13 protein-coding genes are annotated in these 14,408 nt (G+C 64.9%); 5 read left to right on the top strand and 8 right to left on the bottom strand.

The annotated features are described in order from the left end of the window. Window positions 1-5: 5 nt before the first annotated feature. Window positions 6-848: an AAA family ATPase gene (locus QM685_RS29515; protein ID WP_415122097.1), complete on the bottom strand. Its 843-nt coding sequence runs from the start codon at window positions 846-848 to the stop codon at window positions 6-8. A gap of 392 nt (window positions 849-1,240) precedes the next feature. Between QM685_RS29515 and QM685_RS29510 the strand changes: the two genes are divergently transcribed. After that, window positions 1,241-1,609, top strand: coding sequence for a c-type cytochrome (locus QM685_RS29510; protein ID WP_415122096.1), 369 nt, complete (start codon window positions 1,241-1,243; stop codon window positions 1,607-1,609). Window positions 1,610-1,666: 57 nt separating this feature from the next. Then, the gene (locus tag QM685_RS29505; RefSeq protein ID WP_415122095.1) at window positions 1,667-2,050 is read left to right on the top strand and encodes a c-type cytochrome; all 384 of its coding nucleotides are present in this window, start codon (window positions 1,667-1,669) and stop codon (window positions 2,048-2,050) included. Between the two features lie 169 nt (window positions 2,051-2,219). Here the strand turns inward: QM685_RS29505 and QM685_RS29500 are convergent, their stop codons facing one another. From QM685_RS29500 to rsxB, 3 genes are all read right to left on the bottom strand, one after another. Continuing rightward, complete coding sequence (locus tag QM685_RS29500) at window positions 2,220-2,654, bottom strand: DUF1841 family protein (protein WP_415122093.1); 435 nt, start codon at window positions 2,652-2,654, stop codon at window positions 2,220-2,222. Between the two features lie 118 nt (window positions 2,655-2,772). Then, window positions 2,773-3,417: an endonuclease III gene (nth, locus tag QM685_RS29495; RefSeq protein WP_415122092.1), complete on the bottom strand. Its 645-nt coding sequence runs from the start codon at window positions 3,415-3,417 to the stop codon at window positions 2,773-2,775. Window positions 3,418-3,502: 85 nt separating this feature from the next. Then, window positions 3,503-4,360 carry an electron transport complex subunit RsxB gene (gene rsxB / locus QM685_RS29490; protein WP_415122091.1) on the bottom strand — a complete coding sequence of 286 codons (858 nt, stop codon included), beginning with the start codon at window positions 4,358-4,360 and terminating at the stop codon, window positions 3,503-3,505. Window positions 4,361-4,601: 241 nt separating this feature from the next. On the opposite strand from rsxB, the gene QM685_RS29485 reads away from it, so the two are divergent. After that, complete coding sequence (locus QM685_RS29485; RefSeq protein WP_415122090.1) at window positions 4,602-5,234, top strand: TetR family transcriptional regulator; 633 nt, start codon at window positions 4,602-4,604, stop codon at window positions 5,232-5,234. 139 nt (window positions 5,235-5,373) lie between these two features. Here QM685_RS29485 and QM685_RS29480 read toward each other — a convergent pair whose 3' ends face one another. Together QM685_RS29480 and QM685_RS29475 are read right to left on the bottom strand one after the other, a co-directional pair. Continuing rightward, window positions 5,374-6,660 (bottom strand): polyhydroxyalkanoate depolymerase, encoded by a 1,287-nt coding sequence (locus QM685_RS29480; protein WP_415122089.1) that lies wholly within the window; start codon window positions 6,658-6,660, stop codon window positions 5,374-5,376. 181 nt (window positions 6,661-6,841) lie between these two features. Beyond that, window positions 6,842-8,743, bottom strand: a complete 1,902-nt coding sequence (locus tag QM685_RS29475; RefSeq protein WP_415122087.1) for a glycoside hydrolase family 15 protein — start codon at window positions 8,741-8,743, stop codon at window positions 6,842-6,844. A 244-nt stretch (window positions 8,744-8,987) separates the two neighbouring features. Here QM685_RS29475 and QM685_RS29470 point away from each other — a divergent pair, with 244 nt between their 5' ends. Continuing rightward, a complete protein-coding gene (locus tag QM685_RS29470; RefSeq protein WP_415122299.1) occupies window positions 8,988-9,233 on the top strand; it encodes a hypothetical protein in 246 nt (81 codons plus the stop codon). Window positions 9,234-9,436: 203 nt separating this feature from the next. On the opposite strand, the gene QM685_RS29465 is transcribed toward QM685_RS29470, so the two are convergent. Then, complete coding sequence (locus QM685_RS29465) at window positions 9,437-9,589, bottom strand: DUF3096 domain-containing protein (protein ID WP_013088853.1); 153 nt, start codon at window positions 9,587-9,589, stop codon at window positions 9,437-9,439. Window positions 9,590-10,039: 450 nt separating this feature from the next. On the opposite strand from QM685_RS29465, the gene QM685_RS29460 reads away from it, so the two are divergent. Continuing rightward, window positions 10,040-11,212, top strand: coding sequence for a lactonase family protein (locus QM685_RS29460; protein ID WP_415122085.1), 1,173 nt, complete (start codon window positions 10,040-10,042; stop codon window positions 11,210-11,212). 148 nt (window positions 11,213-11,360) lie between these two features. Here the strand turns inward: QM685_RS29460 and QM685_RS29455 are convergent. Beyond that, window positions 11,361-14,408 (bottom strand): DNA translocase FtsK (locus QM685_RS29455; RefSeq protein ID WP_415122083.1); only part of this gene is annotated, 3,048 nt, incomplete at its 5' end.

Below are 14,408 nucleotides of genomic sequence, written 5' to 3'. Positions count from 1 at the left end.
CCCGTTCAACGGTTATTGCGATTCATGAACAGCAGCCGCTCGAACAGGCTCACGTCCTGCTCGTTCTTCAGCAGCGCGCCATGCAGCGGCGGCACGATCTGCTTCTGGTCGGCCGAGCGCAGCGCTTCGGGCGGAATGTCCTCGGCGAGCAGCAGCTTGAGCCAGTCGAGCAGTTCCGACGTGGACGGCTTCTTTTTCAGCCCCGCGACGTTGCGCAGTTCGAAAAAGCTCTGCAGCGCCGCGGCGAGCAGCTCTTTCCTGATGCCGGGGTAATGCACGTCGACGATCTGCTGCATCGTCTGCGGATCCGGAAACCTTATGTAATGGAAAAAGCACCGGCGCAGGAACGCGTCGGGGAGCTCTTTTTCGTTGTTCGACGTGATGATCACGAGCGGACGATGTTTCGCGCGGATCAGTTCGCGCGTCTCGTACACGTAGAACTCCATGCGGTCGAGTTCGCGCAACAGGTCGTTCGGGAATTCGATGTCGGCCTTGTCGATCTCGTCGATCAGCAGCACGGTCTGCTGCTCCGATTCGAACGCCTGCCACAGCACGCCCTTGACGATGTAATTGCGGATGTCCTTTACGCGCTCGTCGCCGAGCTGCGAATCGCGCAGGCGCGATACCGCGTCGTATTCGTACAGACCCTGCTGGGCTTTCGTGGTCGACTTGATGTGCCACTGCAGGAGCGGCATGCCGAGCGCGGCGGCGACTTCCTCGGCGAGCATGGTCTTGCCGGTGCCGGGTTCGCCCTTGATCAGAAGCGGACGCCTGAGCGTCATCGCGGCGTTGACCGCGAGCTTGAGGTCGTCGGTGGCGACGTACTGCGATGAACCTTCGAAACGCATGGCGAGATGCTCTTTTCGGGGAAAAAACCCAGTATAAGTCAGAAGGCCTGTTGGCCTGAAACCGGCTCGCGTATGGTGTCAGCCGCGCTCTGCTCCCGCCGGGATCCCGCGCCGTGGTCCGGCGTGGTTCGGCTATGGTGCGGCTGTGGTGCGGCCAGGCTCGTGGAGCAGGCGCCGGTTTCACGCGTCCGGGCGGTCCGGGCGCGCGGGCGCGGCGCCCGTCCAGGCGGGCGCGGGCGGGTAGTTCGCCGCCCCCGCGTCGGGTGGACGTTCGGCGCGGCGTCGCGGTACAATGAGCCCGATTTTTTTGGCCTGCGTGGCTACCCTACAAGAAGAACGGCGCGGACCGCCGCCTTTCCGGGCGCCCGTTTCCCCTCAAGCCAGGTACATCTATGAATAAATTCGTCGGCAAACACGTCGTGATCGCAGCGCTGTCGGGGCTCGTGGGATATGCGGCCAGTGCGCAGGCAGCGGATGTCGTAGGCAACGCGAAGGCGGGCCAGGACAAGGTCGCGATGTGTATCGGCTGCCATGGCATCCCTGACTACCGCACCGCTTATCCGGAGGTTTTCCGCGTGCCGAAGCTGGGCGGCCAGAATCGGGCGTACATCGAAAACGCGCTGCATGCGTACAAGAAGGGCGATCGCCACTTCGACACGATGCATGCGATCGCGGTGTCGCTGTCGGATCAGGACATTGCCGACATCGCCGCGTACTACGCCGCGCAAACCGCCGATTCGAAAAACAATCCCGACAAGTGATCGGCGTCGATCGGCGTCGGCCACCCAGCCAATTAAATTCGCGGGATAGGAGATTTCATGATTAAGCCCCAACAGGCACTCCACACGGTGTTCAAGGCTGCATGCGCGTCGGCGGCAGCGATCGGTCTGCTTGCGGCGAATGCCGCGCACGCAGCCGACGCCGGCAAAGGCAAGGTCCTCGTCGACAGCCACAATTGCGCGGCCTGCCACGGCGCCAACCTCAACAAGCCGGTGAGCCCGGAGTATCCGAAGCTGGCCGGCCAGCACTCCGACTATATCTACTGGGCGCTGCGTCAGTACCAGATGGGTACGGGCAATCCGCATTTCGGCCGCAACAACGCGATCATGCAGGCGCAGGTGCAAAGCCTGTCGCCAGGCGACATGAAAGACATCGGCGCCTATGTGGAATCGCTGGACGGCGATCTCGTGCAGAAGAAGTAAGGGTTTTCGCGCTGTTTTCGCGGCGCTTGCCGGATCATTGCACGATCGAAGCCTGAAACAAAACACCCCGCCTCGCGCGGGGTTTTTTGTTTTGGGGCGTTCTGTCCTGGGCGGTCAGCCGGATGCCCCGGCGCGGGGAAGCGCGTTCGCCGGCGCGTTTCTCAGTCGCTCAGTCGCGCGTCGCGCGCCGCTCTATGCGTTGCAGATACGCGTCCGTGTCCGGCGGCGTGCCGGTGCGCTGCGCTTCCCAGATGGTTTCGCCAAGGCAATCCATGATTGCGTGCTGCGCTTCGTGGGTCGAGCCGAGACGCGCGGCAAGCCGGTCGTGCGCCGCGCGGATGCCGGGCGGCTGGTCGATCGACAACTGTTCGGAGATCGCCAGATGCATCGACAGATGCAGGAACGGGTTGGTCTGGCCGCGTTCCGGCGAATAGTCCTGCGCCTGGGCGGCCGGAGCGTCGGCGAGATCGGCGTGATATTCCGGATGTTCGACGATCCAGTCCGCGGCGATCGCCTCCAGCGGCGTCAGAATCTCGCCCTGACGCTGCTTGCGCCAGGTCTCGGTGAAAAAGAGGCGGACTTCGTCGCGGCTGGGATTGAACATCGTGGAACCGGTGCTTGGGGAGTGGGGTGTGCGTGAGGCGCGGCAATGAGGACGTGCGCGGCGCGCGCAAGCCGATATTTTACGCCGCGGCGGCATGGGCCGCCGGCGCCCGGGCCGCTCAGAGATCGGGCGGCGGCGTCTTCGGCCGGAATTCGCACAGCGGCTCGATCGCGCAATGCCAGCATTCGGGCCTGCGCGCCTTGCACACGTAGCGCCCATGCAGGATCAGCCAGTGGTGCGCATCCTGCCTGAACTCGGGGGGCGTGAATTTTTCGAGCGCCGCCTCGACCGCGCGCACGTCCTTGCCGGGGGCGAGCCCGGTGCGGTTGGCCACGCGGAAGATGTGCGTATCCACCGCGATGGTCGGATGGCCGAACGCCGTGTTGAGGATCACGTTGGCCGTTTTACGCCCGACGCCCGGCAGGCTTTCCAGCGCTTCGCGGTCCTCGGGCACCTCGCCGCCGTACTGGTCGAGCAGGATGCGGCAGGTCGCGATCACGTTCTTCGCCTTGGTGCGGTACAGGCCGATCGTCTTGATGTAGCTCGCGACGCCTTCCTCGCCGAGATCCAGGACCTTCTGTGGCGTGTTCGCGACCGGGAACATCTTGCGCATTGCCTTGTTGACCGACACGTCGGTCGCCTGCGCCGACAGCAGCACGGCAATCAGCAGCTCGAACGGCGTCGTGTATTCGAGCTCGGTGGTCGGATGCGGATTCAGGCTCTGAAGCGTTTCGTAGATGGCGCGGCGTTTGTTCGCGTTCATGCTGAGCGTGTCGGTGCGTGGAGGTGAATGTGGCGTTGGGTTGAGCTGGCTGACGTGGGCTAAGTTTAGCGGGCAGGTACGGCGGCTAGCGTGGGTTGTTCGGCGCACCGGACGGCTGGCCGGTGCCGCGCTTGTCGTCGCTGTCGGCGTTGCCGAGGTCGAGACGGCGGCGGCGCGCTTCGGCGGCGTCGATCTGCGCCTGCACGGCGGCGCTGACGTTTTCGGTGTTCAGCGGACCCAGCCCTTTCGCGGCCATTTCTTCCTTTTTCTTGCGAGCGCGTTCGAGCGCGGCCTGAATGATCGCGCGTTTCTTCGCTTCGGCGTCGTCCGTGGCGGGAGCGGCGGGTGCCGCCGTTGATGCCGATGCCGGTTCGGCGCCATGCGACGTCGCACCGGCGGCTCGCCGCACCGCAGCACGCGCTTCCGCGGCATCGCGCTCGCGCGCGAGACGTGCGACGCGCCGGTCATGGCGCAGGCGCGCCGCGTCGGCCTGGCTTTGGCTCCATGCGGCCCAGCCGGTCGCGTCACCCGTGACGGCCGGCGTGGCGATGCAGTCGACCGGGCAGGGCGGCACGCACAGGTCGCAGCCGGTGCACAGCCCGGCGATTACCGTGTGCATCTGTTTCGGTGCGCCAACTATCGCGTCGACGGGGCAGGCCTGCATGCACAGCGTGCAGCCGATGCACAACTGTTCGTCGATAACCGCCAGCGGACGCGCGCGTTCGACGCCATTGGCGGAATTGAGCGGGATGACCGGTTTGCCGAGCAGCGCGGCGAGGCGCGCGATGCCCTCGGCGCCGCCGGGCGGGCACTGGTTGTAGCTGGCCGCGCCGCTGGCGACGGCTTCGGCATAGGGACGGCATGCGGGATAACCGCACTTCGTGCATTGCGTTTGGGGCAGCAGATCTTCGATGCGATCCGCAAGTGTTTTGACGTCTGTCACGGTTACGGCGTGGGGGCTTGCCGGGCGGTCGCACGGCCTGAACTAAATAGCACATTATCGCCGATTTCCCCGATTGCCATTCGCAATCCATGTGCCATAATCGAAGCGCTTTTTTCGAAAGACCGCAAGAAAAGGGTGTGTTTCCCAATCACGACGCGCCCGTTCAACGCCGCCAGTACGAGGCTCGAGGAGAGGCCGGCGGCGCGATCCGGATAACGCGGCTCACGAAGACGATGCCACCATGAATCAGCCGAAAATCAAAAGAGATCCTGAAGGCACGCGGCGCCGTATTCTACTTGCGGCAGCCGAAGAGTTTGCAGGTGGCGGGCTGTTCGGCGCGCGCGTCGACCAGATTGCCCGTCGGGCGGAAACCAATGAACGAATGCTCTATTACTACTTCGGTAGCAAGGAGCAGCTATTCACCGCGGTACTCGAGCACGCGTTCAGCGCGCTCAACGAAGCGGAACGCACGCTCGAACTGAACGGTGTGGCGCCGGTCGAGGCCGTGACGCGTCTCGCGCATTTCGTTTGGGACTATTACCGCGATCATCCCGAGTTGCTGCGGCTCGTCAACAACGAGAACCTGCACGAAGCACGCTATATGCAGAAGTCGACGCGAATCCGCGAAATGATCTCGCCGATCGTCGCGACGCTCGGCGGCATTCTCGAACGCGGCCAGCGCGCCGGGCTGTTTCGCGCGAATGTCGATCCGTTGCGCTTCTACGTGGCGCTGTCGGGCATGGGCTACTACATCGTGTCGAACCGTTTCACGCTCGAGGCGACGCTCGGCCGCGATTTCAGCAGCCCCACCGAACGCAGCGAAGTGATCCAGATGAATACCGAACTGCTGCTCGCGTATCTGTTGAGAAAATAGCGGGGAATGCGGGAGTGTTCGGAAAAAGAGAAGCGCGATAAAAGAAACAACGGGAAAATAACGAAGACGAAGTAACAAAAAAGCCAACGGCCTCCGAGGAGGCCGTTGGCTTTTTCAATGCTGCCGGACGTTCAGTCGTTCAGGCTTCGACGTTCTCTTTTTGCGCCCGCGTCGTTTTCGCCGCCTTGTTGTGCTCGAGAATGAAGTCGCGCAATTGCGGATAAATGATCGTGCGCCAGCGGCGTCCCGAGAAAATGCCGTAGTGGCCGCATTTTTCCGCGGTGAAATGCTGCTTGTTCTTCGCCGGAATACCCGTGCACAGATCATGCGCGGCGTAGGTCTGGCCGTCGCCGGAAATGTCGTCGAGTTCGCCCTCGATCGTGAAGAGCGCCGTCTTCGTGATGTCCTGCGGCCGCACCCGTTCGCCGGCGACATCCCACGTGCCTTCGGCCAGGCGGAATTCCTGGAACACGACGCGGATCGTGTCGAGGTAATAGTCCGCGTCCATGTCGAGCACCGCGTTGTACTCGTCGTAGAAGCGGCGATGCGCTTCGGCGTCGTCTTCGTCGCCGCGCAGCAGGCTCTGGTAGTAGTCCCAGTGCGACGCCGCGTGCCGCTCCGGATTCATCGCGACGAAACCGGTGTGCTGCAGGAAGCCCGGATAAACCTTGCGGCCCACGCCGGGATAATTCGGCGGCACCGTGAAGATCACGTTGTTCTCGAACCATTCGTACGAGTGCTGCGTGGCGAGCGAGTTGACCGAGGTCGGGCTCTTGCGCGCGTCGATCGGGCCGCCCATCATCGTCATCGTGCGCGGCGTGTCCTCGCCGCGGCTCGCCAGCAGCGAAATGGCGGCGAGCACCGGCACGGTCGGCTGGCACACGGAGATCACGTGCAGATTCTTCGCGCCGATGTGGCGGATGAATTCCTGGATATACGCGACGTAGTCGTCCAGATGGAATTCGCCGGCCTCGAGCGGTACCATGCGCGCGTCGATCCAGTCGGTGATGTAGACCTTGTGGTCTTGCAGCAACGTGCGCACGGTGTCGCGCAGCAGCGTGGCGTGGTGTCCTGACAACGGTGCGCAGACCAGCACGATCGGCTCGTCTTTCAATTGGCTGACAGCGTCGCTATCGTCGGCGAAGCGCTTGAAGCGCATCAGGCGGCAGAACGGCTTCTCGATGATGGTCTGCTCGACGATCGGGATGTTGTGACCGTCTTTGACAATCTGATGGATATTGAACTCAGGCTTCTCGTAATCCTTGCCGAGCCGGTAGAGCAACTCGTAACCGGCGGAGAGGCGCGTGGCGCCTGGCACATAGGCTAACGGACTGGCGGGATTCGCGAATGACTTCGACGCGGCCTGAGCCCAGGCTGTGAGGGGGCTCAACATCGCCCGCTGGAATTCATGCAATTGATAGAGCATAGGTGCTCCGTTTTAAGCGGTTCGCATTGGGCTTCGCAAACACGCGGGGGGCGTTGCGGCGGGCCATTTTGGTTGTGGGCACATTTTCTTGTTGGCCAACAGACTAATCGATGATATCGAACAACGTGGTTTTGTGCAACGCAACAATCTGCGTGCTCGCGGTACGCAAACTGTCACTGGATCATGCTAGTGGCGATGCTGCTGCGCCGCTATCAGGGCTTGCCTGAACCTCGAGCTCCATCGCGCGGATGCCGTTATGCGGCGGCTGCCCGGTCGCCTGCGCCATTTCCTGCTCATGCTTCATCAGGTTCAGCCCGGTATGCACGAGCGCCACGTGCGAGAACGCCTGCGGGAAATTGCCGACGAGGCGTTTCGCGACCGGGTCGTATTCCTCCGCCAGCAGGCCGACGTCGTTGCACAGCGCGAGCAGCCGTTCGTACATCTCGATCGCTTCGCCGACGCGGCCCTGCAGCGCGAGGTTGTCGACCATCCAGAACGAGCACGCGAGAAACGTGCCTTCGCCCGGCGGCAGGCCGTCGTCATATTCGGTGGTGCGGTAGCGCATCACGAAGCCGCCGTGCATCAGGTTTTTCTCGATCGCCGCCACGGTGCCCTTGATGCGCGGATCCTGCGGCTGCAGGAAGCCGACCATCGGCAGCAGCAGCACGCTCGCATCGAGCTGGTCGCTGCCGTAATACTGCGCGAACGCGTTGAGCTCGGGATTCCACGCTTTCTCGCAGACCTCGGCATGAATCGCGTCGCGCGTCGCGCGCCATTCGTCGAGCGGGCCGTCGAGCCTGAACATCTCGGCCGAGCGGATCGCGCGATCGAACGCGACCCACGCCATCACCTTCGAAAACGTGAAATGCTCGCGGCCGCCGCGCGTTTCCCAGATACCTTCGTCGGGCTCGCGCCAGATCGTCGTGAGGTGCGTGAGCATCGCGCACTGCACGCTCCACGCGGTGCCGTCCGCCTGCAGACCGCCGACGCGCGCGAGATGCAGCGCGTTCATCACTTCGCCATAGACGTCGAGCTGACGCTGCCCGACCGCGTTGTTGCCGATGCGCACCGGTTTCGCGCCCTGATAGCCCGGCAGCCAGTCGATCTCGGACTCGGGCAGGCGCCGCTCGCCGGCGATGCCGTACATGATCTGCAACTGATCCGGCGCGCCCGCCATCACGCGGCCGAGCCAGCTGCGCCACGCGCGCGCTTCGTCGTAGTAGCCGCCGCGCATCATCGCGAGCAGCGTGATGGTCGCGTCGCGCAGCCAGCAGTAGCGGTAGTCCCAGTTGCGGGTGCCGCCGAGTTGCTCCGGCAGCGACGTGGTGGGCGCCGCGACGATGCCGCCGGTCGGTTCGTAGGCGAGCGCCCGCAGCGTAATCAGCGAGCGGCGGATCGGCTCGGCCCAGCGACCCTCGACGGTGCCGCGCGCTGCCCATTCGAGCCAGTGGTTCTCGGTGCGCGCGAGCGCCGTGTGCGGATCGCGCGCGGGCGGAATGCGCAGATGCGACTGCGCGTACGCGAGCGAGAACGGCACGCGCTCGCCTTCTCTCACCGTGAATTCGGCGACGGTTTTCATGTTCTCGCCGCGCAGTTGGACCGGCGTGCGCAGCACCGCGTTGTCGGGTCCGACGATCGCCTTGATGCCGCTGTCGTTCTTGAGCTTGTCCACCCACGGAATCGAAAAGCCGTAGTCGAAGCGCAGCACGAGTTCCATCTTCATGCGCACGGTGCCGCGTTTGCCGACGACGATGCGCACCATCTCCGACCAGCCGTTGCCGGGCGGCATGAAGTCGATCAGCGTGACGGCGCCCTCGGGCGTTTCGAAATCGGTCTCGAGGATCAGCGTTTCGCCGCGATAGCGGCGCTTGATGGTGATGGACGGGGCAGACGAGGTGTCTTCGGTCAGCGTGGCGGGCGCGATCTGCCAGCGGCCGTTGTCGGGCGTGCCGAGCAGCGCGGCGAAGCAGGCGCCGGAGTCGAAACGCGGCCAGCAGAGCCAGTCGACGGAGCCTTCGCGGGAAACGAGCGCGGCCGTATGGCCGTCGCCGATGAGTGCGTAGTCTTCGATAAGTGCAGGCATGGAAACCGTGTCGGAAAAACGTGTCGTTATGACTGACAGCCAGGGTAGCCGCGCTTTACGCGGATGTTATTACCGGACCTGCATAAGCTCCGTTTGGTTCATCGCATAGTGCGGCAAAACGCGAGTTGGTAAATTGTCAAATCCGTGCATACAATCAGATTTCATGCCGATATCCGGGACGCTCCAAGCTGCGAATCGGCCTTGCTCATGGCGCATGCAGACGCCGTTTCCGAGGACGAAAGCCATGCTGAACCCTTCGAAATCCGATTGCATCAAGATTCTCTCGGCCGCCAGCGAACTCGCTGACGATTCACTGCTGTCTCTCGATCACGGCCGGCTGGGCCTGAGCCGCAACGGCATGCTGACTGCCGCCTCTTTTCTGGCCGAGCGGGCCTGCTTCCGGCGCTATCAGGAAGATGCCGGTCATTATGCCGTCGGCGCACTGTCGTTGCAGGGACGCCTGCGGCTCGATCAGCTCGCGAACGGCTGAGCGGGCGCGCTGAGGTTTCTGGCGCATCTTCGTCGCGCGTTCGTTCAGTTTCTCCGTTACGGGTTTTCATCAGCGCGCTTGCGTTGGCGCCGCGCCCTTTTTGCGCCACGCCGCCGCATGCGCGTGCCGTCGCGAGCTTCCCGTCGCGCCAAAGGCAACCGATACCGGACGCAAACCGCGCGCCCGGTCCCGTCACGCATTGCTCACAGGTGCGACGACCCCACGCCGAAGATTCCGATGATGCCGATGATGATCAGATAGAGCGCGACGATGTAATTCAACAGGCGCGGCATGATGAGGATCAGAATGCCGGCGATCAGCGAAACGAGCGGGCCCAGGCTGAGTGTGACGTTCATGAAGACTCCGTAGGTGAGACGCGTGACACGCGATTGAAAAAACGACCGAAAAACATCTTCGTCGCGCCATGGACCACGCGGGTGGCGACACAGCTGGCAGATACCCTGCCTGATCCGGCGTAACGCTTTTATACTGGCTTCGACTATAACAACGCGGAACAATCGATTCGCGGCGCGGCAGACCAGACACGCTTACAACCGCTTGCACCAGACAACCGATGTCGAGGAGGTCCCATGCTTCGTAGTCGCCGTGCCGTCGGGCGCGCTGCCGTGCGCCAGGTTTTGACTTCCGTTCCCGCTTCCGTCTGTTCTTCTGCTTCTGTTCCCGGCTTTCATTCAGATGATGGCGCGGACCGCGCCGCCCAACCCGCTGCACCGCGCGCCGCGCGACGCACGAGCCGGTGTGCGCCTCTGCGTGCAGCCCGTTCGATAATAAAAGGTTTCGTGCTCATGGTCTCGATTGTTGCTTCGACTGCGTATGCGCAAGATTCCGGCCCGGTCCCCGCGGACGGCGTCTATACGATGCTGGTCGGTACTTACACCGGCGGCAGGAGCGAGGGCATCTACGTCTACCGCTTCGACACGAAGACGGGCGCCGCGACGCAGGTATCGGTCGCGCCGACGGTCAATCCGTCGTTTCTCGTGGTGAGCCGCGATCGCCGCTTCGTCTATTCCGTCAACGAGCTGCCCGGCGACAACGGCCCGGCCACGCAGCGCGGCGGCATCAGCGCGTTCGGCTTCGATGCCGCGAGCGGGCAACTGACGTTTCTCAACAAGGTGTCGTCGGATGGTAACGATCCGTGCTATCTGAGCATCTCGCCGGACGGCAAATATCTGCTGACCGCGAATTATTCCGTCGCGCCCGATCCGGGCGGCAGCTTCGCGGTGTTTCCGCTGCAGGCCGATGGCCAGGTCGGCACATCGGTGCTGACCGTGCACCATGAGGGCGGCGGCCCGGTGAAGGGCCGACAGGACAACTCGCACGTTCACTCGACGGTGTTTTCTCCCGATGGCCGCTATCTGTTCGCGCAGGACCTCGGCGCCGACAAGCTTTACTCGTACCGCTATACGCCGCAGGGCGCCCCGGCCCCCGCGTCCGGCCCATTCGTCGCAACCGACTGGGGCTATACGCAGCAAAAGGCCGGCACGGGTCCGCGTCACCTGATCTTCAGCGCGGACGGCAGGCATGCGTATCTGACGAGCGAACTTGCCGCGACGGTCAGCGTGTTCGATTATCACGACGGCAAGCTCAAGCTCGTGCAAACGCTGCCGCTGTCGGCGCCGGGCTTCAAGGGGCAGGTGGGCGCGGCGGCGATCCATATGTCGCCGGACGGACGCTTCGTGTACGCGTCCAATCGCGGCGACGCGAACGAGATCGTGATCTTCGCGGTCGACCCGGCCACCGGGCATCTGAAGCAGATCGGCCGTCAGTCGAGCCTCGGCAAGTCGCCGCGCGAATTCGCGATCGATCCGACCGGCCACTGGCTGATCGTCGGCAATCAACTGAGCGATACCGTGTACGTGTTCAGGCGCGATCCGCACACCGGCCTGCTCGACCCGACGCCGAAGCAGCATTTCGAGCTTGGCTCGCCGGTCGATTTCAAGCTGGTGTCGCCGTCGTGACGGAGCGCGCGCACGATGCGAAGACGCAAGGCGCGCGTGAAATGAAAAACGGACCGCTCACGATGTGAGGCGGTCCGTTTTTTCGTCATGGCCGCGTGCGTATGCATGGCTTCAACGCGCGCCCACGGTCCGTTGATTCACCGCACGACTACTCCGCCGGTCCGGGCGCGAGCACTTCGCGGCTGCCGTTGATGCTCATCGCCGACACGAGCCCGGCCGTCTCCATCTGCTCGACCAGACGCGCCGCGCGGTTATAGCCGATGCGCAACTGCCGCTGCACCGACGAGATCGACGCGCGCCGCGTGCGCACGACGAACGCGACCGCTTCGTCGTAGAGCGGATCGGCTTCCGCATCCGGCGCCTCGCCGAACAGGTCCTGCGCCGCGCCGCCGTCGGTGGCCGGGCCGTCGAGAATGCCTTCCTCGTATTGCGGCTCGCCGAACTGCTTCAGATACTCGACGATCGCATGCACTTCCTCGTCGGCGACGAACGCGCCGTGCACCCGCTGCGGATAGCCGGTGCCGGGCGGCAGGAACAGCATGTCGCCCTGGCCGAGCAGCGACTCGGCGCCCATCTGGTCGAGGATCGTGCGCGAGTCGATTTTCGACGACACCTGGAACGCGACGCGCGTCGGAATGTTCGCCTTGATGAGGCCGGTGATCACGTCGACCGACGGCCGCTGGGTCGCCAGAATCAGATGGATGCCGGCCGCGCGCGCTTTCTGCGCGAGCCGCGCGATCAGCTCTTCGATCTTCTTGCCGGCGACCATCATCAGATCGGCGAGTTCGTCGATCACGACGACGATCAGCGGCAGCGGCGCGAGCGGCTCGGGTGCGTCGGGTGTCAGCGAGAACGGGTTGCCGAGCTTCTTGCCCTTCGCCTCGGTGTCGCGGATCTTCTGGTTGAAGCCCGCGAGGTTGCGCACGCCGACCGCCGACATCAGCCGGTAGCGCTTCTCCATTTCGCCGACGCACCAGTTCAGCGCGTTGGCCGCGAGCTTCATGTCGGTGACGACCGGCGCGAGCAGGTGCGGGATGCCTTCGTACACCGACAACTCCAGCATCTTCGGATCGATCATGATGAGGCGCACTTCCTCGGGCGTCGCCTTGAACAGCAGCGAGCAGATCATCGCGTTGATCGCGACCGACTTGCCGGAACCGGTCGTGCCGGCGACCAGCATGTGCGGCGCCTTCGCGAGATCGGCGACGACCGGATGGCCGGTGATGTCCTTGCCCATCGCGAGGGTCAGTTGCGACGGCGAGTTCTGGTAGACGCTCGCTTCGAGGATTTCCGAGAGCCGGATCGTCTGACGCTTCGCGTTCGGCAGTTCGAGGCCCATGCAGGTCTTGCCCGGAATCGTCTCGACCACGCGGATCGACGTGAGGCCGAGACCGCGCGACAGATCCTTCATCAGACCGACGATCTGGCTGCCGCGCACGCCGAGCGCCGGCTCGACCTCGAAGCGCGTGATGACCGGACCCGCCGACGCGCCGACTACCGTCACCGGCACCTTGAATTCCTGCAGGCGCTGCTCGATCAACTGGCTGGTTTCGATGAGTTTTTCCTCGGAGACCGGCTCGATGTCGGTGTCTGAGGGCGCGAGCAGATCGAGCGTCGGCAATTCGACCATCGATGCGGCCGGTGCGTGGAATTCGAAGCCGTTGACTGGTGCGTGGCCGCGCAGGGGTGAGGGCGGGTCGGTTGCGGGTTGGGTAGCTGGCGATGGCGATGCCATTGCGTCCGACGCGGGCGAAGGCGCGAGTGTTGCCGGTGCCGGTGCCGATGCCGATGCCGGCGCGGCGAAGCCTGGAAAGCGAACGACGTTCGAAGCCGCGCTTTGCGCCGGGATCGACGCGGCGCGGTTGGGTGCGTCCGTTCCGGTCGACGAAGCCGACGCGTTGGCGGGTTCTGCCGCGGACTCGCCCGCGACGGGTTGAGCGGCGACGGCGCCGAGCTTGTTCTCCCAAGGCGCGAGCGCTGTGTCGATGACGATTTCGGCGACGGGCGCTGGCGGCTGCGTTGGCGTTGTGGCGACGGCCGGCTTGACTGCCGGCGTGGATTCCTGCTGGCGCGGAGTCTGATCCGGCGTGGTCGCGGATGCTTGCGTCGAGTCGTTTTCGAACCCCGATACGTCTTCCCGCGGAGCGTCATCCCGCAAATGAGCCGCGAAACGCTGAAATGCGGTGGGCGCGTCCGCTAGCGGTCCACGAATGACGGGCGGCTCGGTCGGCCATTGCGCAACGGGCTCACTACCGATCCCGACAGACGCATCGGCGCGCGGCTGTTCCGTCGCCATCGCCGCCTGCTCGAAACCCTGGACCAACGGCTGCCGTGCGTGCTCCGCCGAAGCCGTCCCGGCTTCATCGATACGCGGCGTCTCGCCTTCTGGCCGCCGCACTTCGAACGGCGTCGCCGCATCCGCCTCGGTGATCCTCGCTTCCTGCGCGCCGCGATTGCGCGCGAGGCTCACGCCGGCCATGTCGGTCCAGCGCGCGGCGTTTTCCGCGATGCTGCGCAGCGTGTCCTGAACGCTCGCGGGCGATGTGACTTCTGGCGCGCCCGACACTGGTCGCGTCGAGTCCGGCGCCGACCGGCGCGCCGCCGGCGGCAGCGTGACGCCACTGGCGCGCGTGGCGGCCGGGAACGGTTGACGCGGCGTCGCGCGATTCGCGCGCGCCGCGGCACCGATCGATCCCGCCGTCACACCGATGCCTGCGCCGGACGCGGAACGGGCCGTCATCGCCTGCGCCGCTCTGGCCGACACGCCCGATGCGGCGGCGGCCGTCGCCGCCAACGCGGCACTGGAGCCGAATGTGCCGACAGCGCGTTGTTCGCCAACCGCGCGCCGGCCGACCTGCGCCGCGCCATCGCGAGCCGCCGCGCCCGCTGTCCCCGACGATCCCGTCGACGGCGCGGCCGGGCGCGATTCCGCCGCGCGCAGCCAGCCGGCCGGCGCGATCGGCGCGATCGGCTCGGTCGGCTTGAACGGCGGGTTCGCGTTGTTGGCCCCCGTCCTGTCCGCCGCTTTACCGGACGGCTGCGTTTGCAGCGAAGGCGCCGGCCGCGGCGACACAGGCGAGCCCGTGCGCAACACCGGTTCGACCGGTTTCACCGTCCCGCGTGCCGCACTCGTCCCCGCGTCCGCGCGCCAGCCCGTGCCGGCGCCACGCGCCGCGGCATCCTTGCCGGCCGCCAC

Origin of the sequence: Paraburkholderia sp. (assembly GCF_047605525.1) — a bacterium.
GTDB lineage: Bacteria > Pseudomonadota > Gammaproteobacteria > Burkholderiales > Burkholderiaceae > Paraburkholderia.
This window is presented reverse-complemented; position numbering and strand designations above follow the sequence as displayed.